The sequence below is a fragment of the Kitasatospora sp. CB01950 genome, assembly GCF_001905465.1.
Classification (GTDB): Bacteria; Actinomycetota; Actinomycetes; order Streptomycetales; family Streptomycetaceae; genus Kitasatospora.
Window position 1 is genome coordinate 26,180 of sequence record NZ_LISX01000025.1, and the last position, 17,886, is coordinate 44,065.

Annotated in this window: 19 protein-coding genes and 1 pseudogene; 10 read left to right on the forward strand and 10 right to left on the reverse strand. The window is 73.7% G+C overall.

Features of this window, described 5'->3' with window-relative positions; translation table 11 throughout:
- Positions 1–54: 54 nt before the first annotated feature.
- A complete protein-coding gene (locus AMK19_RS37845) occupies positions 55–1,116 on the reverse strand; it encodes a glycoside hydrolase domain-containing protein (RefSeq protein ID WP_241844719.1) in 1,062 nt (353 codons plus the stop codon).
- 212 nt (positions 1,117–1,328) lie between these two features.
- Between AMK19_RS37845 and AMK19_RS33685 the strand changes: the two genes are divergently transcribed.
- Together AMK19_RS33685 and AMK19_RS33690 are read left to right on the forward strand one after the other, a co-directional pair.
- Complete coding sequence (locus AMK19_RS33685; protein WP_073819349.1) at positions 1,329–1,778, forward strand: BlaI/MecI/CopY family transcriptional regulator; 450 nt, start codon at positions 1,329–1,331, stop codon at positions 1,776–1,778.
- Positions 1,779–1,781: 3 nt separating this feature from the next.
- A complete protein-coding gene (locus AMK19_RS33690; RefSeq protein ID WP_073819351.1) occupies positions 1,782–2,714 on the forward strand; it encodes a M56 family metallopeptidase in 933 nt (310 codons plus the stop codon).
- A gap of 162 nt (positions 2,715–2,876) precedes the next feature.
- On the opposite strand, the gene AMK19_RS33695 is transcribed toward AMK19_RS33690, so the two are convergent.
- Together AMK19_RS33695 and AMK19_RS33700 are read right to left on the reverse strand one after the other, a co-directional pair.
- Positions 2,877–4,439, reverse strand: a complete 1,563-nt coding sequence (locus AMK19_RS33695; protein ID WP_073819353.1) for an LCP family protein — start codon at positions 4,437–4,439, stop codon at positions 2,877–2,879.
- The gene (locus AMK19_RS33700; RefSeq protein WP_073819355.1) at positions 4,432–4,794 is read right to left on the reverse strand and encodes a DUF6542 domain-containing protein; all 363 of its coding nucleotides are present in this window, start codon (positions 4,792–4,794) and stop codon (positions 4,432–4,434) included. The genes AMK19_RS33695 and AMK19_RS33700 overlap by 8 nt, the downstream gene beginning before the upstream one ends.
- 571 nt (positions 4,795–5,365) lie before the next feature.
- Between AMK19_RS33700 and AMK19_RS33705 the strand changes: the two genes are divergently transcribed.
- Positions 5,366–6,037, forward strand: coding sequence for a transglycosylase SLT domain-containing protein (locus AMK19_RS33705; RefSeq protein ID WP_073819357.1), 672 nt, complete (start codon positions 5,366–5,368; stop codon positions 6,035–6,037).
- Here AMK19_RS33705 and AMK19_RS33710 read toward each other — a convergent pair.
- Together AMK19_RS33710 and AMK19_RS33715 are read right to left on the reverse strand one after the other, a co-directional pair.
- Positions 6,027–7,094, reverse strand: coding sequence for a protein kinase (locus AMK19_RS33710; RefSeq protein WP_073819359.1), 1,068 nt, complete (start codon positions 7,092–7,094; stop codon positions 6,027–6,029). The genes AMK19_RS33705 and AMK19_RS33710 overlap by 11 nt on opposite strands.
- A gap of 60 nt (positions 7,095–7,154) precedes the next feature.
- Positions 7,155–7,613, reverse strand: a complete 459-nt coding sequence (locus AMK19_RS33715; protein ID WP_073819361.1) for a MarR family winged helix-turn-helix transcriptional regulator — start codon at positions 7,611–7,613, stop codon at positions 7,155–7,157.
- A gap of 161 nt (positions 7,614–7,774) precedes the next feature.
- On the opposite strand from AMK19_RS33715, the gene AMK19_RS33720 reads away from it, so the two are divergent.
- The 3 genes from AMK19_RS33720 (at position 7,775) to AMK19_RS33730 (ending at position 9,920) form a co-directional block, all read left to right on the forward strand.
- Complete coding sequence (locus AMK19_RS33720) at positions 7,775–8,353, forward strand: EF-hand domain-containing protein (protein ID WP_073819363.1); 579 nt, start codon at positions 7,775–7,777, stop codon at positions 8,351–8,353.
- 94 nt (positions 8,354–8,447) lie between these two features.
- Positions 8,448–9,077 carry a Clp protease N-terminal domain-containing protein gene (locus AMK19_RS33725; RefSeq protein ID WP_083647585.1) on the forward strand — a complete coding sequence of 210 codons (630 nt, stop codon included), beginning with the start codon at positions 8,448–8,450 and terminating at the stop codon, positions 9,075–9,077.
- 111 nt (positions 9,078–9,188) lie between these two features.
- The gene (locus AMK19_RS33730) at positions 9,189–9,920 is read left to right on the forward strand and encodes a VIT1/CCC1 transporter family protein (RefSeq protein ID WP_073819367.1); all 732 of its coding nucleotides are present in this window, start codon (positions 9,189–9,191) and stop codon (positions 9,918–9,920) included.
- Between the two features lie 122 nt (positions 9,921–10,042).
- Here the strand turns inward: AMK19_RS33730 and AMK19_RS33735 are convergent, their stop codons facing one another.
- Positions 10,043–11,140 carry a baeRF3 domain-containing protein gene (locus tag AMK19_RS33735; RefSeq protein WP_073819369.1) on the reverse strand — a complete coding sequence of 366 codons (1,098 nt, stop codon included), beginning with the start codon at positions 11,138–11,140 and terminating at the stop codon, positions 10,043–10,045.
- Positions 11,141–11,276: 136 nt separating this feature from the next.
- Positions 11,277–11,786 carry a ribosomal maturation YjgA family protein gene (locus AMK19_RS33740; RefSeq protein ID WP_073819371.1) on the reverse strand — a complete coding sequence of 170 codons (510 nt, stop codon included), beginning with the start codon at positions 11,784–11,786 and terminating at the stop codon, positions 11,277–11,279.
- A gap of 95 nt (positions 11,787–11,881) precedes the next feature.
- On the opposite strand from AMK19_RS33740, the gene AMK19_RS33745 reads away from it, so the two are divergent.
- Both AMK19_RS33745 and AMK19_RS33750 read left to right on the forward strand, forming a co-directional pair.
- A complete protein-coding gene (locus tag AMK19_RS33745; RefSeq protein ID WP_073819373.1) occupies positions 11,882–12,412 on the forward strand; it encodes a 2'-5' RNA ligase family protein in 531 nt (176 codons plus the stop codon).
- Between the two features lie 129 nt (positions 12,413–12,541).
- The gene (locus AMK19_RS33750) at positions 12,542–13,318 is read left to right on the forward strand and encodes a methyltransferase domain-containing protein (protein WP_073819376.1); all 777 of its coding nucleotides are present in this window, start codon (positions 12,542–12,544) and stop codon (positions 13,316–13,318) included.
- 18 nt (positions 13,319–13,336) lie between these two features.
- Here AMK19_RS33750 and AMK19_RS33755 read toward each other — a convergent pair whose 3' ends face one another.
- Positions 13,337–13,738 carry a pyridoxamine 5'-phosphate oxidase family protein gene (locus AMK19_RS33755; protein WP_073819377.1) on the reverse strand — a complete coding sequence of 134 codons (402 nt, stop codon included), beginning with the start codon at positions 13,736–13,738 and terminating at the stop codon, positions 13,337–13,339.
- Positions 13,739–13,836: 98 nt separating this feature from the next.
- Here AMK19_RS33755 and AMK19_RS33760 point away from each other — a divergent pair, with 98 nt between their 5' ends.
- A complete protein-coding gene (locus AMK19_RS33760; protein WP_443135064.1) occupies positions 13,837–15,312 on the forward strand; it encodes a DUF2252 domain-containing protein in 1,476 nt (491 codons plus the stop codon).
- A 4-nt stretch (positions 15,313–15,316) separates the two neighbouring features.
- Here the strand turns inward: AMK19_RS33760 and AMK19_RS36350 are convergent, their stop codons facing one another.
- Complete coding sequence (locus tag AMK19_RS36350; RefSeq protein ID WP_073819381.1) at positions 15,317–16,204, reverse strand: hypothetical protein; 888 nt, start codon at positions 16,202–16,204, stop codon at positions 15,317–15,319.
- 652 nt (positions 16,205–16,856) lie between these two features.
- Here AMK19_RS36350 and AMK19_RS33770 point away from each other — a divergent pair.
- Positions 16,857–17,468: pseudogene (locus AMK19_RS33770) on the forward strand (transposase); the annotation flags it as partial.
- Here AMK19_RS33770 and AMK19_RS33775 read toward each other — a convergent pair.
- Positions 17,469–17,792, reverse strand: a complete 324-nt coding sequence (locus tag AMK19_RS33775; RefSeq protein WP_073819383.1) for a hypothetical protein — start codon at positions 17,790–17,792, stop codon at positions 17,469–17,471.
- Positions 17,793–17,886: the final 94 nt, after the last annotated feature.

The window sequence follows — 17,886 nt, forward strand, 5'->3', positions numbered from 1 at the left end:
TGCACGGCGCAATCGCCAACTCCCCTGCCTCCGAAGGCCGTCCGCCGAGGGCTGTCAGCCGACGACGGCGACGGGCGCGTCCCAGGCGTTGCGGTCCACGGTGAGCGGGGCGCCGCCGTAGCTCTCCTTCTGGTTGACCTGGTACTGGTGGGCGCGGCGGTGGCCGGTCCACAAGCCGGCGTCGAACGGGAAGCTGCCGGTGGTGTCGGCGGCGCCGTCGTAGCGGGCGTACCAGAGGGCGTCGGGCAGGTCGGGGGTGTTCTGGCCGGCGGCTCGGGCGATGCCGGCGGCGCTGGACGAGGCGAAGCCGTAGAACCCGGCCCAGTAGCCGGAGTTGTGCACGGCGCGGTTCCAGGACCGGGTGTAGGCGAGGACGGCGGCGGCGCAGCCGGTGTCGGTGGTGTCGTAGGCCTCGACGTCGAGGTAGAGGGTGCTGCCGGTGCGCATGCCGAGGGCGGCGGCCTTGGCGACGGCGTCGTTGCCGTCGCTGCTGCCGAGGGCGGTGGCGGTGTCGGCGGTGAGCTTCTCGGGGCTGTTGCCGGTCTGGCACGGGGGCTGGGCGCCGACGTACAGCGGGACGAGCTTCCAGCCGGCGGTGCTGACCGAGCCGACCCAGCCGGGGGTGAGCTGGGGTTGGGCGCAGCCGCGGTTCCGGCCGCCGATGTAGACGGCGGCGGCGCCGTACGGGGAGGCGCCGCGCCAGGCGTTCATGGTGGCGAGCGGGGGTGCGGTGCAGGTGTCGAAGGCGAGTCCGGTGAAGGTCGCGGGTGCGGTGCCGGGCTTGGCCGCGGGCGCGGCGGCGGAGGCGGAGACGGGGGCGCTTGCCGGGGCCGGGGCGGAGCCGGACGCGGACGGGGCGGCCGAGGTGGACGGGGTGGCCGATCCGGAGGCGGAGGCGGACGGCGAGGGCGAGGGCGACTCGGCGGGCGCGGTGTCCGTCCCGGCGGGGGCGCTCGCGGCGGGTGCGGCGGCGGTCGGGGCGGGGTGGTGGCGCTCGGTGGTGGCGGCGAGGGCGGCGGCGCCGCTGCCGATCGCGAGGACGGCGGCGGCGGAAAGCAGGGCGGCGCGGCGTCCGCGGGGGCGGCGGGCGGTGCTGCGGGCGCGGCGGTGCGACACGGGTCTCTCCAGGGCGGAACAGGGCCGAACAGGGCGGAACGGGAGGTGGGGGTCGCGGCGGGGGGGGGATCGCCGCGTGGCGCACACCGTAACCGATGGCCGGTAAACGCTTTCCCAACCCGCCGGCCCGTCCGCCCGCGCCCTAGGATGGGCGTGAACAGTCCGAACAGTCCGAGTCGAGCGCGGGGCAGCCGCGGCGGAGGGAGTCTCCGATGGAGTTGGCGGGCCTCGATCCGGAGAGCGGCGAGTCCGGGGACGGCGAGGAGGGCGGCCGTCGGCGTCGCGGTCAGGGCGAGCTGGCGACCGAGGTGCTCACGGTGCTGCACGGCGCGCCGGGGCCGGTGACGGCGTCCTGGGTGCAGGAGCAGCTGGGCGGCGAGTTGGCGTACACCACGGTGATGACGATCCTGTCGCGGCTGCTGGCGAAGCAGGTGGTGTCGCGCAGCCGGGCGGGCCGGGCGTACGTGTGGTCGGCGGCGTCGGACGCGGCGGGGCTGACGGCGCGCCGCATGCGCCGTCTGCTGGACACCGAGCCGGACCGGGACGCGGTGCTGGCGAGTTTCGTGACGGCGTTGACGCCGGAGGACGAGCAGTTGCTGCGGTCGCTGCTGAATGCGACGGATCCGCCGCAGGACGGCGCGGGCCGGTCTGGCGGGCGCTGATCGATGGGGTTCTTCGTCTTCCTTCCGCTGGTGCTGCCGTTGACGTCGTGGCCGATCGCGCGGCTGGCGGAGCACCATCTGCATCCCCGCAGCGCGGTGCGGCTGTTGAGCTGGATCGGCGTGTCGATGGCGGTGTGCAGCACGTTGGCGCTGGGTCTGCTGTTCGTGGTGGGCACCGCGCAGATTCCGGGCAACCCGCTGCCGGACAGCTGGTCGGATCCGGAGATCCGTACGGCGGTGCCGTTCCACGAGGAGGTGGGCACGGCCGCGGTCGTCGGTCTGGTGACGGTGTTGACGGCGTGTTCGCGCTCGTTGCGCCGTCACCTGCGGATCCGGGCGCGGGCGTTGCGGGCGCTGTCGGCGATGCCGCTGGATTCGGACCTGGTGGTGCTGCCGGACCCGGAGCCGTACGCGTACGCGGTGCCGGGTGCGCCGGGCCGGGTGGTGGTGTCGACGGCGATGATGGACAGCCTGGACGTGGACGAGCAGCGGGCGCTGTTGGCGCACGAGCGCTCGCACCTGGCGAACCGGCACCACCGGTTCCTGCTGGCCGCGCAGTTGGCGAGTTGCGTGAACCCGTTCCTGCGTCCGTTGCAGAAGGCGGTCGGGTACGCGACGGAGCGCTGGGCGGACGAGGAGGCGGCGGGGTCAGTGGGCGACCGGCGGCTGACGGCCCGGGCGGTGGCCCGGGCGGCGCTGGTGACGCGTTCCGCGGGCCCTGCGCCGTCGTTCGCGGCGTTCGCGGCGCCGGGCCCGGTGCCGCGCCGGGTGACGGCCCTGCTCAGTCCGGCACTGCGCGAGTCGTGGCCGCCGCCGGCGAGTCCGGCGGGTCTGGCGGCGATGGTCGCGGCGGCGGGGACGGCCGCTTCGGCGGTGTTCGCGCTGAACGCGGCGGTGGCACTGCTGCTGCTGGTGAAGGCCGCCACGCCCTGGTAGGGCCGGCCCGGAACGCCGGAAGGCCCGCCCCGGACTCCTGGCGTTCCAGGAGTCCGGGGCGGGCCTTCCGGCGTCTCGGCACGACGGCCCGGACCTGCGGGTCGCCGCACCTGTCGCATGGTCGACTCTTCGTCGGCACGGGCGCGTTGGCGCCCCTTCCGGTCAGTCCACGCAGGGCACTCCCCCGGCCTTCACCGGCGGGCCCTGCATCTGGAGGCTCGCGGAGGGGCTGGGGTCGGTGGCGGGTGCGCCGGGTGCGGTGTACTCGGTGCCGAGGGTGATCTGCACGTGGCCGGCGGGGACGGTGCTCGCGGCGGTGGCGGTGGCGCCGTAGCGGGTGGCGATCTGCTCGGCGGCGTCCTTGGCCCCGGCGCCGTACTTGACGGTGGTGGCCTTGGGGCGGGTGTCGGAGTTGGTGGCCTTCCCGGCCTTGTAGCCGAGCGCGACGAGTGCCTTGGACTCGTCGCCGGCCGCGCCGGTGACCGGGGAGCCGTTCAGCACGTCGACGGTGGTGTCGGCGGCGTTCGCGGGCGGCGCGGCGTCGGGCGCGTCGGTGCCGGCGGCGGGCGCGGGCGCCGCGGGGGCCGCCTGCCCGAACAGCTGCTTGACGATGCGCCGCAGCTTGACCGGGTCGACCTGGTTGACCTCCTGGCCGCCGATGTTCGCGAACTTGTCGATCGGCAGGGTGTTGAACTCGACGTTTCCGCCGGTCAGGTTGGGCGCCTGCTGGGCGAAGTCGAGGATCTGCCAGTCGTCGTCTATCACCACGTCCTTCTTGACCACGTCGAGCAGCGACTGGAGCTTGCCGAGGTCGTCCAGCACGCCCTGCTGCTTGAGCTTGTACTCGACGGAGGCGATGAAGGCCTGCTGGCGGTGGGTGCGGTCGAGGTCGCCGTTGGTGAGGTTGTGCCGCTGGCGGACGAAGGAGAGCGCCTGGGCAGCGTTCAACTGGCTCTCTCCGGCGGGCAGTTGCAGGCCGGTGCCGCCGCCGGGCTTGATCACGTTGCCCTTGCTGTCGGTGACCCGGGAGACGATCGGGTCGTTGACGGGCTTGTTCAGGCAGACGGTGATCGGCTGGAGCGCCTTGGCGATGTCGTAGAAGCCGAGCAGGTTGACCTCGGCGAAGTGGTCGATCGGGATGTCGAGCAGCTTCTGCACGGTCTGGATGGTGGCGGAGCGCCCGGCCTCCCGGCTCTGGTGCTCCAGGTCGGCGCCCTTGACGCCCTTGGCGCGCAGCTTCTGCTCGGCGGCGTCCTTGGCGAACCCGTACGCCTCCTTGACCTTGTGCATCTTGCCGTCCGCGCCGTACGTCTGCACCCAGTCGTCGCGCGGGATCGACACCGCCTGCACCTTTCCGCTGGGCGGGATGTGCAGCACGATCAGCGAGTTGGTGTTGTAGCCGCCGATCTCGCTGGAGCCGGCGTGCAGTTCGTCCTGGACGAACTCCTTGGGCAGGTCGTTGCCGTCCATGTCCTTTCGGCTGTCGAGGCCGATCAGCAGGATGTTGAGCGACTTGTCGAGGTGCTTGGGGGCGTTCTTCTTCGCCTCGTCCAGGGCGTGCGAGCGGGTGACGCCGTTCAGGTCGTTGACGGTGTACCAGGCGAAGCCGCTGACGGCGAGGACGGCGAGCGAGACGCCGCAGGCGACGGTGCGGCCGGCGATCACCAGCGGGGCGGGGCGGGACGGCCGGGCGCCGCCGCGTCGGGGGGTGCGCTGCTCAGCCATGGTGGGCCTTCCGGGTGCGGCGGGTACGGACGGCGACGGCGAGCAGCGCCGCGACGAGGGCGACGACCATCGGCCAGAACTGGCCGCTGACCAGCTTCAGGCCCTGGGTGGCGAGTCCAGCGCCCTGGTAGCGGTCTCCGCGCGCCAGGTAGTCGACGGCGCACGCGACTGTCAGCGTCACCACGGGCGCGCCGCTGACGATCCACCACCAGCCGCGCCGGCCGGCGACCAGTGCGGCCATCGCCGCGCCGAGCACCGCGCACGCGGCGTACAGCCAGCCGAGTCCGCCGCCGAAGATCTCGTCGGCGAGCGCCCCGAGCACCGGCAGGCCGAGCGCGGGCAGCGCGGCGGGCATCCGGTTCGGGCCCGCCTCCTCCGTCGCCCTACGCCGGTCGGTACGGCGCGCGGCCTGGCGTCCTTCGGCCGGGCGGCGCTGCTCCGGGGCCCGTCGCCCGGGCTCGCGGTAAGCGCTTTCCGGTTGCCGCTCGGACGAACGGGAAGCGCTTTCCGGTCGCCGTCCGGCACGTGGGCCGGGGACGGAGCGGCCGTCCGGTCCGGGGTGCTGCACCGGCGCCTGCTGCCCGGTCTCGTCCCGCCACAGCGGCGTTCCGCCGCGCGAGCCCGCTGGCCTTCGCCCCGTCATCGTCACCCCTCGTCCACTGCCGCGCCGCCGGCGCGTGGTCCGGCCGGTTCGGCCTGACAGACGCGCACCGGACGCCCTTCGGTTCCTCTACACCTGTGTAGAGGTTCGAGCGAAGCATACAAATCCCGAAAGGGTACGTAAGCTCACCCCAGGTCGTCACGGCGGGCCGCCCGTCGGGGCGACATCCGGCAGAACGCGGCAGGCCGTCGGCAGGACACGGCCGCCGGTCGGCGGCGGCTCGGCGACCGGACGAGAGCGGACCCGGACAGAAGGAGGCCCGGCGGTGGCGGAACGCGGCGCGAAATGGCCGTGGGTGGTGGTGGTCCTGGGAGTCCTCGCCATCTGGGCGTTCCAGCCCGGCGACGACTCCGCTCCTGCTCCGGCCGGGGCCCCTCCGGCGGGCGCCGCCTCGGCGCCGGCCTCCGGCTCGCCCGCGCCCGACTCCTCGTCCTCGCCGCGCGCTTCGGGCGACTACACCCCGCCGCACTTCGTCCCGGAGGTGCGCAGGTACGCCGCCGAGGCCGGGATCGACCCGCAGCTGCTGATGGCGATCCTGTTCAACGAGTCGTACAAGCCGCACGGGCCGGACGTCGAGCGGGCCTGGCAGAAGATGAAGCCGGAGGCCTCGTTCGGCGTCGCCAACATGCACCGCGCCGCGTACGAGGAGTGCCGCCGGGGCCGGCCGTTCGCCGACCGGCCGTGGGAGGACCTGCCGGACGATCCGGCGCTGGCGGTGCGGGCGGCCGCCTGGCACCTGCACGACCTGGGGGCGCAGCTGCCCGCGAAGTGGTCGGGTTCGTACAACCGGAACGAGTTGATGGCGCTCGGCTACAACACGGGCGCGGGCAACATGCTGGCGTTCGCGCGGGGCGCGAACCCGGGCCCGGAGGCGCGGTCGTACCTGGACCGGCTGCACGACAACTGGGCGAAGTCGGGCGAGCTGGTCAAGGCCTGACGCCGGGCCGGCGTTCGGCACGCTCGATTTCGGCGCGCGGGTAGGGCGTCAGTTTGCTCTCCCTCAGCAGGCGGCGGTGGAAGTCGTCCAGGACGACGGCGGTCGGGGCGTGCCGGTCGAGCAGGGTGGCGACGGGTCGGGGCACGTCGGCGGGGCGGTGTCCGTCGAGCCGGCGGCGCAGGTGTCCGGTGGGGTCGGTGTCGTCGCGGTGGGGGGCTGGCAGGTGGTGTCGGAGCAGGTGGGCGGCGGTGTAGTGGCGGTCGTAGCCGCGGTGGTCGGCGGCGAAGCGGCGCTCGGCGGGGGTGAGGTCGAAGCGGGCGCTGAGGGCGAGTCCGAAGTCGGCGAAGGCGATCAGCCGGCCGTCGGTGAGGATGTTCCTGAAGTGCGCGTCGAAGTGCAGGAAGCCGCGCCCTTCCATGAACCGGGCGCCGCGGGCGAGTTCCTCGGCGGCCCACAGGTGCGGGGCGCCGGTACGGTCGGGGTGGTGGTGCAGCCAGTCGGCGAGGGTGTGCGGGAGGTGTTCGAGGAAGAGCACCAGGCTGTGCGAGGCCCGGCCGAGCGCCTCCAGTCGGCGGCGCACGGCCGGGTGTCCGTCCCAGTGCGCGACGGCGCCGTCGACTCCGCCGAAGGCGTCCATAAAACCGGTCGGCGGGGTGTCGGGCAGCACCCGCCAGTGGTACATCAACGGGAAGCCCGGGTAGGTCCGGTCGAGCACCCAGTGGGTGGTGAGGGCGTGGGCGGCGAGTTCGCGCCAGGCGCCGAAGCCGGCGGAACCGATGCCGTACTGGTAGAAGCCTGGGAGCTCGAACAGGTTGGCGGTGCTGCGGAGGTGGGCGGGCTCCAGTTCCAGGTCGGTGAGCGGCACCCGTTTGACGAACACCCTGGTTCCGTCGATCTCCAGCGTTCCGGCCCGCCCGCCGACGCCGGCGGGCCCGGACTCCCCTTCCGTGTGCAGGAGTTGGCGCAGCTGCCGGTCGCCGAGCAGGGCGAGCGCGGCGCCCGCCCGCCGGTGGGCCCGGATTCGCGCGCCGGTCCCCCGGTCCTCGGCCTGCCCCATCGACGACTCCCTCCTCCGGCACCCCGATCCGGTCGAGCGTACAAGGGCCTTGCGGCGGGGTCAGTGGTGCCAGGCCTGTCCGCCGGTGTTGTGGATGAACCGCTGGAGGACCTTCATCGTGGTCAGGTACTCCTCGTCGGAGATGCCGGCGTGCCGCTCCTCCCGCAGCTCGTCCTGCCGGGCGTCCGCCACGGCGAAGAACTCCCGTCCCTTGTCCGTCAGTTCGAGCCGGGCGTCGGCGTCCTGGGTGATCCAGCCGTGTTCGAGCGCGCCGTCGATCTCGATGGCCAGGCCGGCCTGGCCGGTGTCGAGGTAGCCGCGCAGGACGGCGGAGACCTCGTCGCGGGTGCGCGGAGTGTCGGCGTGGGCGACCTGGTTGAGCACCCACCACTGCGGCTGGGTGAGGCCGAGTTCGCCGAGCGCGCCGCGGATGCGGGCGACGACGGCCTTGGAGGCCGCCCAACTCCAGTAGCCGATGGGCTGCTTGATCAGTTCGGCGTCGCTGTGCGAGTACTCCATGGTCGGGCCCTCCCGGTCGTGTCGATCACTTCGGTGCGACCGAGCCTAGAAATTGAAGTCCGCTTGAGGTCAAGCCCGTTGCTCGCCGGGCGCCCGTCGCGATCACGCACCGCTCCTCTAAGCTGACTGTCCGTCAATTTCCTTGCCATGGAAGGACAGCGATGTCCGAGGACCTGCTCATCGCCAAGATCAGTCACGGTTTCGACCACCTCGACGCGGACGGCGACGGCCTGCTGACCGAGCGGGACCATGTGCTGATGGGCCACTCGGTGGCGCGTTCGCTGGGCCGCCCGTCGGGGTCGCCGCAGGAGCAGCGGATCGTGGACGCGTATCTGGCGATCTGGCGCGAGGTGCACCTGCCGCGGCTGCCCGCCGGGGTGCAGGCGATCGGGCGGGCGCAGTTCCTGGAGTCGACGGCGGCGCTGGCGGACGATCCGGCGGCGGCGGAGGCGGTGCTCGGCGGGCTGGCCCGGGCGTTCCTGGCGGTCGCGGACGCGGACGGCAACGGGGTGGTGGACGCGGACGAGTTCTTCCTGTTCCAGCGCGGTCATTTCCCGCAACTGCGGCGGATAGACGCGGACACCGCGTTCGCGCACCTGGACCGGGACGGCGACGGCGCACTGTCCCCCGAGGAGTTCGTCGGCGCGATCGTGGAGTACTGGAGCAGCAGCGATCCGCAGGCGCCGGGGAACTGGTGGACCGGCAGCCCGCAGGGCAATCCGGACCCGACCACGCTCTGACGCCCGATCTCCCAATGGCAGGTGCCGGGGCCGCTGTTGACTGTTCATCAGGTCGGTTTGACCGGCGCGGCGGGCCTCGGGCAGCCTGGTGGACATGACAGATCTGGATCTTGCCGGGTGGGTGGCCAGGGTCGATGCCGAGACGGCCGGGGCCGGGGAGGTCGAGCGGATCGCGCACGCGCACCGGCTGGCACGGGAGTTGGCCGAGCTGGGGCACCGGCTGGTGGAGCACTACCTCGCGGCGGGCCCGGCGGGCGCGGCGGCCGAGGCCCGCTACGAGGAGGCCCAGGCGGCGGAGGACGAGGTGGACGCGCTGCTGGACGCCGCGCAGCAGCGGGCCCTGCGGCTGGGCCACCGCGAGACCAACACCGTCCACCTGCTGCTGGCGCTGACGGCGGTGGACAGCGCGGCGCCGGCGGTGCTCGCGGGCCTGGGGGTCGCGCGGGAGGTGTGGGAGGCGGCGCTCGTGCAGGCCTGGGAGGGCCATGCGTGGCGGGAGTTCCCGGTGCCGCGCGGCGAGTTCCCGCCGTACTCCTCGGTCGCGTCCGGGGTGCGCGACCGGCTGGCCGGCTCGTCGAGCCCGGCGGGCCTGTTGACGGAGCGGCTGCTGCTGGCGGTGCTGGGCGCGGACCACGAGGGCCCGGGCCGGGTCGCGCTGCACGTGCTGGGCCTGACCACCCAGCAGGTGCGCCGCGAGCTCACCCGCCGCCTGGCCGCGGCCTGAGCCTCCGCCCGGGTCCGGCCGCCCGAGCTGCCACCCGGCCCCGTCCGCCGTCCGGCGACGCGCCCTCCGCCGTCCCGCCATTGCCGTGCGGCGGCGGGCAGACTGGAGGGCATGACCGCTTCTCAGGGGCCGGGTGGCCCGATCGAGCACGGCGAGGCGCACAGCGGGGCGTTGGGCAGCCGGTTGAACTGGCTGCGGGCGGCGGTGCTGGGCGCGAACGACGGCGTGGTGTCGACGGCGGGCCTGGTGGTCGGTGTGGCGGGTGCGAACGCCACCTCGACGGAGCTGCTGACGGCGGGCCTGGCGGGCCTGCTGGCGGGTTCGCTGTCGATGGCGGCGGGCGAGTACGTGTCGGTGAGCACCCAGCGGGACGCCGAGCAGGCGGCGCTGGCGCTGGAGCGGCGGGAGCTGCACCTGACGCCGGAGGCGGAGCTCGCGGAGCTGGCGGGCCTGTACGAGGCGAAGGGCCTGGACGCGGACCTGGCGCACCAGGTGGCGGTGCAGCTCACCGCGCACGATGCGCTGGCCGCCCACGCGGAGACCGAACTCGGCATCGACCCGGACGAGTTGACCGATCCGTGGCATGCCGCGTGGGCCTCGTTCGCGGCGTTCACGGTGGGTGCGACGCTGCCGCTGCTGGCGATCGTGCTGCCGTCCCCGGCGCACCGGGTGTGGATCACGGTGGTGGCGGTGCTGGCGGCGCTGGTGGTGACGGGCTGGGCGAGCGCCCGGCTGGGCGGTGCGGATCCGCGCCGGGCGGTGCTGCGCAACGTGCTGGGCGGCGGCATCGCGATGGGCGTCACGTACGCGGTCGGCACGATCCTCGGCGCGTCCACGGGCTGAGTTCCGCGGGCCGAGCTCCACGGGCACACGTCCACGGGCTGATGTCCACCGGCCTCGCCCTCCGGGCTGCGCACGCGTCGGGGCCCGTGCCGCGAGGGTGCGGCACGGGCCCCGACGGGTGGTCAGTAGCGCAGGTCGGCGGCGATCCGGCCGGCGTCGGAAAGGGTGCCGTCGGGGACGAAGGAGACCTTGGCACCGGCGTCGAGGGCGCGTTCGATGACTTCGTCGACGATGTCCTCGCGGGCGCCGGGTTCGTCGGCGGAGGCGGGCACCAGGTGGTCGCCGTCGTCGCGGACGGTGGTGCGGAAGTTCTCCTCGACGACCAGCAGGGCGGTCCGGCCCTCGCCGACGGTCTGCCACACCTCGTCCAGGCCGGCCGCGAAGGCCTTGCGGCCGCGGGCCTTGTCGAGCTGGGCGAGTGCGGCGGAGATCTCCTGGTCGGCGTGGGCGCGGACGGCGGGTTCGACGACCTTCCGGACGGTCTCGGCGTTCGCCTGGGCGAGGCCGCCGTGCGGGACCTGGGCGGTGGACTCCTTGGCGATCGGTCCGACGGCGTCCAGCAGGGCGAGCGCGGGGGCGTCGCCGAACACGTACAGCGGGCGGGGGTCGGCGGCGAGCACCTTGCCGATCTCGGTGTCGGCCTGCCGCAGGAAGGTCTTGGTCTCCTCGTCGCGGAAGGTGCTGGGGGTGTCGCCGATCTGCTCCTGGCGTTCCGGGTCGGGGTTGTCGTACTCGCGGATCAGCGGGAAGCCGTAGTCGGTCTCCTCGGTGACGCGTTCCTGGTTTCCGCCCCACAGCACCACCCGGTCGGCGGCGATGGCGAGCACCCAGTGCGGGCGTTCGGCGATCTGGGCGGCGACCAGGTTGCGGGTCAGGAAGGTGTCGGAGAGGACCACCCGGGCGGGGGCGGTACGGCCGAGTGACCACACCTGGTGCTCGCCGGGTGCGGCGAGGATCGCCAGGCCGTCCTCGGCGTGCACCAGGTCGACCTCGGTGAGGGCCCGGTCGAGCTGCCCCAGCACGTCGATCCGGACGGCGCGGTCGACCGCGGGGTCGTTCTGGACCCTCTCCTTCGCCTCGGCCACCAGGTTGCGCAGCCGGACCGGGTCCTGGGCGTTGTCCGGCTCGCGCCGGTGCGTGGGCATCAGGATCGACACCGCCGGGTACGGGCGCGGCCGGCGCAGCTCGGCGAGGACGGCGGGGCTGAGGGCGGGGTGCATGGAGACCCTTTCCGAAGGCGGTTCGGCCTTCTGTGCGTGGACGCGCGAAGCCTGGTTCTACTCCCGAATGTCCCAAATGTACTCATCTGCCCTGCCGTGCGCCGGGGCGCTCGCCCGCCCGACACGCCGTGTTCGGCTACCGCCTGTCACCTGCGCGCCGCCCGCTCCCGCTCTGCCGGGCGAGACCGCCGCCTCGCCCGCTCCCGGCCCGCCGGGCGAGGTGGCGGGCGGCGAGGTGGGCCGCGGTGGCGGTCAGTGCGCCGAGGGTGTAGCCGAGCAGGTCGGAGGCGTCGAAGGTGGTGCCGAGGGCGAGCCGGGCCAGCCGGCTGCGGGCGGCGAGCGTCTCGGGGACGCCGGTGAGCTGGAACGCTTCGACGGCCCAGCTTGCGGCGAGTGCGGCGGCGCCGGCGGTCCACGGCCGCAGGCGGGGTGCGGCGGCCATCAGCAGGGTGTGCAGCAGCGTGGTGTAGAGCGCGCCGCCGAGCAGTGCCCCGGCGGCGGGCGGCAGCAGGCCGGGGCCGACCAGGCCCAGTACCAGGACGGCCGCGGCGGCGAGCAGCCACCCGGCCCGTCCGGCCGGCTCCGGCCGACGCCCCGTCAGGCGGGGTGCGGCGGCGGGGGGCTGGTGCGGGTCACCGGTTCGCATCCGGACAGCCCATCACACGGCCCGGTCGCGGTGTCGGGCGGGGCGGGCCCCGGGCGCCCGGCAGGATCGGCCGGACGGACCCCTAGGGTGGGGGCATGCGGACCATCGAGTTGACCTGCGACCCGGCGTTGGACCGGGCGGTGCGGTCGGTGTGGCGGCAGTTGGCCGACGGCGGGGTCGACTCGCTGGCGGACAATCCGCACCCGGCGCACCGGCCGCACCTGACGCTGGCGGCGTGCGGGGCGATCGGGCCGGAGCAGGAGCTGATGCTCGGTGAACTCCTTTCCGGCGCATTGCCGTTGGAGGTGCGGTTCACCGGCCTGCTGTCCTTCGCGGCGCGCAGTCGGCGGCGGGTGCTGGCCTGGGGCGTGGTGCCGAGCCCGGAGTTGGTGGATCTGCACCGCGAGGTGTGGCGGGTGCTGTCCGCCGCTCCGGATGCCAATCCGCTGTACCTGCCGGGCCGTTGGATGCCGCATCTGGGCCTGACCCGGCGGGTCGAGCCGGCCGGTCTCGCGCGGGCCCACGAACTGCTCGGCCGTCACCCGGACGTGGCGGGAACCCTGGACGCGGCGCGCACGTTCGACTCCGGGACGCAGCTCACCGTCCCGTTCCCGCAGGGTCGTTGAGGGCCGCTTCCGCCCAGGCTCGAAGCACGCCGACGCTCCCCGTCGGACACCCTGACCTCCCCGGCGTACGCCCCTTGCCCTGGTGAAAGGCGCTTCCCTGGCGCGGTCGGGTTTGATTGACTTCCGGTCATGACCTCCCGTGTGTTCGAGACCGTGCCGCCCGACCCGATCGCCTACTTGGATCGACTGGCCGTCTCGGATCCGGGTCTCGACTACAAGGCGATGATGCTCCGGGCGCTGGCCGCCGAGCGCGGTCATACCGTGGTGGACCTGGGGTGCGGCCCGGCCACCGATCTGGCGGTGCTGGCCGAGGCGGTCGGCGCGGAGGGCACCGTGTACGGGGTGGACCACGACCGGGAGGCGGCGGACGCGGCCACCGACCGGACGGCGCACCTGTTCCAGGTGGCGGTGCACCTCGCCGATGTGCACGATCTGCCGTTGCCGGACGCGAGTTGCGACCGGGCCCGGACCGACCGGGTGCTGCAGCACGTCGCGGATCCGGCGCTGGCGCTGCGCGAGGCGCGCCGGGTGCTGCGTCCGGGCGGTCTGCTGGTGCTGGGCGAGCCGGACTGGGGCACGCTGACGATCGACCACCCGGAGCCGTCGCTGACCTCCGCGTACACCCGGTACGTCACCGACCATGCGGTGCGCAACGCCCGGATCGGCAGTCAGCTGCCCCGGTTGGCGGCGGAGGCCGGGTTCGAGGTGGTCGACGTGCAGCCGATCACGCCGGTCTTCCGGGAGGTGGGCGCCGCCGACCGGGTGCTCGGTCTGCAGCGTGTCACCGGCCGGGCCGTCGCGGCCGGTTACCTCTCCCCCGCCGACGCGGACCGCTGGCTGGCCCACCTCGCCACCGGCCCGTTCCTGGCCACCGTCACCTTCCACGTGGTGACCGCGCGGGCCTGACGCCGCGCGCTCGCCCGCTCAGGCGCGGCCGAGGGCCCGGTCGACGGTGATCTCGATGACCACCCGCTCGGGGTTCTCGCGCGGCTGCCGGTAGCGCTCGGCGTAGCGGCGTTCGGCGTCGGCGACGGACGCGGCGTCCTGGCGGATCACGGCGCGCCCTTCGAGGGTGGCCCAACGGGCCCGGTCGACCTGGCAGATGGCGACCCGCTGCCCGGCCTCGCCGGCGGCCAGCACGTTCTGGACCTTGCGGCTCTCCCGGCTGCTGATGACCCGGGCGATGCCGGTGGCGGGGTCGAAGGTGGAGCCGACGGGGACGACGTGCGGGGTGCCGTCGGGGCGCAGCGTGGTGAGGGTGCACAGCTGGTACTCGCGCCAGAACGCGAGGTAGGCCGGGTCGAGGTGGTGGATGTCGTGTGCCATGTCGGCATGGTACGGCCGGGTCCCGGGCGGTCCGGCGCGGGCCCGCCCGGTGGGGTGTGCGGCGGGCCGGGTAGCGTCACCGCTGGTGGGGGCGGTCCCTGCCGGGTGTGGCGTGCTGGTGGAGGGGGTCCGGGGTGTCGACGGTGGGGGTCCGGGAGGGCGGGCGACTGCCGTTCGCCGCGCGGGAGTTCGCGGTGGACGGGTTCGGCGGTGCGGGGGCGGCGGAGGGTCCGAAGCGGCGCGGGAAGCTGTTGCGGGAGCGGGTGCCGTTGGAGTCGCATGCCCGGTTGGCGCTGTCGGCGGCGCGGCCGGAGGTGGTGGCGGCGGTGGAGTCGGCGAACGCGGGCCGGTTGTCGCACCTGGTGCCGCTGCGGGTGGGGCGGATGGCGGCGTCGCCGTTCGCGTTCCTGCGCGGTTCGGCGGGTCTGATGGCGCACGATCTGGCGACGACGCCGGTGAGCGGCATCGCGGCGCAGGTGTGCGGGGACGCGCACGCGGCCAACTTCGGCCTGTACGGGGATGCCAGGGGCCGGTTGGCGCTGGATCTGAATGACTTCGACGAGACGGTCGCCGGCCCGTGGGAGTGGGATCTGAAGCGGCTGGTGGCGAGCCTGGTGCTGGCGGGCCGGCAGCTGGGGGCGGACGAACCCGCGTGCCGTCGGGCGGCGTTCGACGCGGCGGCGACGTACCGGCGGACCGTGCGGCGGTTGGCGAAGCTGCCCGCGCTGGACGCGTGGAACGCCTGGGACGCCATCGCGGAGCACCAGTTGGTGGAGTTCGCGGGTGCGCACGAGTTGACCGAGGTGCTGGCGGCGGTGTCGGCGAAGGCGCTGCGCAACACCGGCGCGAAGTTCGCGGCGCGTTCCACCGTCCGTACGGAGGACGGGGGTTGGCGGTTCGCTCCGGCGCCGCCGATCCTGTCGGAGGTGACGGACCGTCAGGCCCGGTTGGTGGCTGATTCGTTGGCGTCGTACCGGCACACGGTGCCGGTGGAGCTGCATCCGCTGCTGGACCGGTTCCGGGTGCAGGACGTGGCGTTCCGGGTGGTGGGCACGGGCAGTGTCGGCACCCGCTCGTACGTGGTGCTGCTGACGGACCGACGGGACGGTCCGCTGGTGCTCCAGGTGAAGGAGGCCCGCCCGTCGGTGCTGCTGCCGCACCTGGTGCGGGCCGGGTTCCCGATGCCGGCGGAGGGCGGCCACGAGGGCCGCCGGGTGGTGCTCGGGCAGAAACGCATGCAGGTGGGATCGGACCCGCTGATGGGCTGGACCACCGTCGACGGACTCCCTTACCAGGTACGGCAGTTCCGCAACCGCAAGGGCAGTGTGGACCCCGCCTCGCTGACTCCCGCCCAGCTCGACGACTACGGCCGTCTCACCGCGGCGCTGCTCGCCCGCGCGCACGCCCACACCGCCGACGCGGCGCTGCTCGCCGGCTACTGCGGCAAGGACGACCGCCTCGACGACGCCCTGGCCGCGTTCGCCGTCGCCTACGCCGACCGTTCCGAGGCCGACCACGCCGCGCTGCTCACCGCGATCCGCTCCGGCCGGCTCCCGTGCGAGCCGCCGGCCTGACCGTTCACGCCTCCGGCAGCCGCCAGTCGTACGGGATGAGGTCCTCCGCCCAGCGGTCCGTCTCGGCGAGGGCGCCGATGGCTTCGGGGGTGCGCAGCAGGGTGCGGTGGCGGAGCAGGTCGCGGCGTTCGGCGGGGGTGAGGGCGCGTTCCTCCGGGCTGAGGTTGAGGGGGCGTTCGGCGGGGAGGGCGGGGTCGCCGTCGATCGGGCGGTCTCCCGTGACGTTGAGCCGGTCGCCGTGCGGGGTCCGGTAGTCGAGGCGGAACTCGGTGCCCCAGCCCGAGTTGTAGCCCCAGCCGTGCGAGCGGTCGTGGACCGGGCGGGCGCGGCGGCGGAACGTCCAGTACAGCAGGAAGCGGTCGGCGACCCCGGCCTCGGCGTGCCGTCGGCCGGCCCGGATTCTCACTCCCGCGCGGACGTAGAGGAGTTGGCCCAGCATCAGGCCGGGCCAGAACACCTCGGTGATCTCCATCGGCGCGTCCGGGTCGTCGCTCTGCTCCACCTCGACGATCTCGTGCAGGAACGGGTCGAACGGGCCGGTTCCGTCGAAGGGCGTCATGCCGAGGCCGGCGAAGAACGCGCGGTACCCGGCGACCGGCAGGCCCAGCCACGGCTGCACGCCGCCGCCGTCGGCGCGCGGCGGCTGGTACCCGTACAGCAGGATGTCGCTCACCCGGTTCAGCGCGTACAGCTCCCGGTCCAGGAATCGGCCGACGGGCTCGGACTCGTCCTCCCACCACCGGGTGGCGTGCTCCCCCGCCCTTGCGAGGGTACTGCGGTAGCCGCCGCGGGCACCCTCCAGCCAGCGGTCGAGCGCGTTGCGGGTCGACCGCTCGCCCTCGCACTCCATCAGTGATTCGTACAGTTCGCGCGCTTCCACCCCGTTGTTCACGACGCGCAGCGTAGGGGCCTCAACTGCCTTGCCGCCACGGCATTTCGTGGCCCGGGGAAGTGCGCCGGCCCTGCCCGGACGTCCTCGGCCATGGCGGGTCCGATGAGGACCACCGGGGAGTCCGCCGACGGACCCGACGTGGAACCGGACCGGCACGACGATGTCGATACCACCGCTTCGGGCCGGCGTCACGCGGGCCCCGACCGCCTGCTGGGCACGTTGGCAGGCCGGGCGCGGGGTCGGGGCGCTGCGAGCACGTACGGAGCCCGGCACCGAGGCCCTGGTGCATGCCGGTATCCGCGCCGATCACCGCTGGTGGCAGCTGATCGACGGGCGCGAGGCCTACGTAGCCCGCCTGGTGCGGGACCTGCGCATGAACATCGCCCCGTCGTCCGCCGGCTGCGGCCCCGGAACCGGGCCGTCTGCTGGACCGAGCAGGGGGCCGGATTCGCCATGGCCGCAGGCGTGTTGGCCGCGCTCGCCTGCGCGGGGGGGCGCCCAGTGCTCTGACCGACAACGTTCGCCGGATTGGTGGTGGCAGTGCCTGAACCGGTTGGAGGTGGCCGACATCCGATCCGGTGTGGGGAGGCGTGGTGGCGGAGCCTGTCAAGGTGCGGAGACTGACTGATCGGGAGGGTCAGCAGTTACAGCGGAGCACGTCCTGGACCGCTTCCCGGACCGCACGTTCGCCTTCGACGAGTTCGGGCCACTCGGCATCCGCCCCACCGGGGGCAGCGGCTGGGCCGAGCAGGGTAGGCCGAACCGGCTGCCGGCGACCTACAAGCGCACCCACAGCGTCACCTACTTCCACGGCTGCTACTCGGTCGGCGACGACACCCTGTGAGGCGTGAACCGGCGCCGCAAGGGCACCGCGAACACCCTGGCCGCGCTCAGGTCGATCCGGACCGCACGTCCGGACGGCGCCCCGGTCTACGTGATCCTGGACAACCTCTCCGTCCACAACGGCAAGAAGGTCCTGCGCTGGGCGAAGAACAACAACGTCCACCTGTGCTTCACCCCGACCAACACCTCCTGGGCGAACCCGATCGAGGCGCACTTCGGCCCGCTGAGACAGTTCACGCTCGCCAACTCCAACCACCCGAACCACACGGTCCAGACTCGGGAGCTGCACGCCTACCTGCGCTGGCGCAACACCAACGCACGCCACCCCGACGTCCTCGCGGCCCAACGCCGTGAACGTGCCCGCATCCGCAGCGAGAAAGGCATCCGCTGGGGCGGCCGACCGGTGGCCGCCACGGCCTGACTACGGCGACGCCCGCAAGGCCGCCCCAGCGGAGGCGACATCAAGGTCGATCACGACCTCCTCGCCCTCCCAGCGGCCACGCTCCGAGATCGCCAGGCCGACAAAGGCCAGTTCCGCGGCCCGGTCCCGCAGCATGTACTCCTCATGGGACTCAGGAACGCGCCCGCCCAACTCGTCACGCTCCCAGGCGTCCACCGCGGCCTCGGCCACGGCCCGGGGCAGCCGCATCGTGACCCGGCCGACCTGGGCGGCGACATGCTCCCCGATCGCCGCCAGCACCTTCGAGTCATCCCGATACCGGGCGTACTGCTCCTGATCCACCACGGGGCGAGGCTACCCAAGTCCGCCGGCCCTGTCCCGGCTGACTAACCCGGCGAACCTTGTCGGTCACAGCACTACTGAACTTGGATTCGTGATG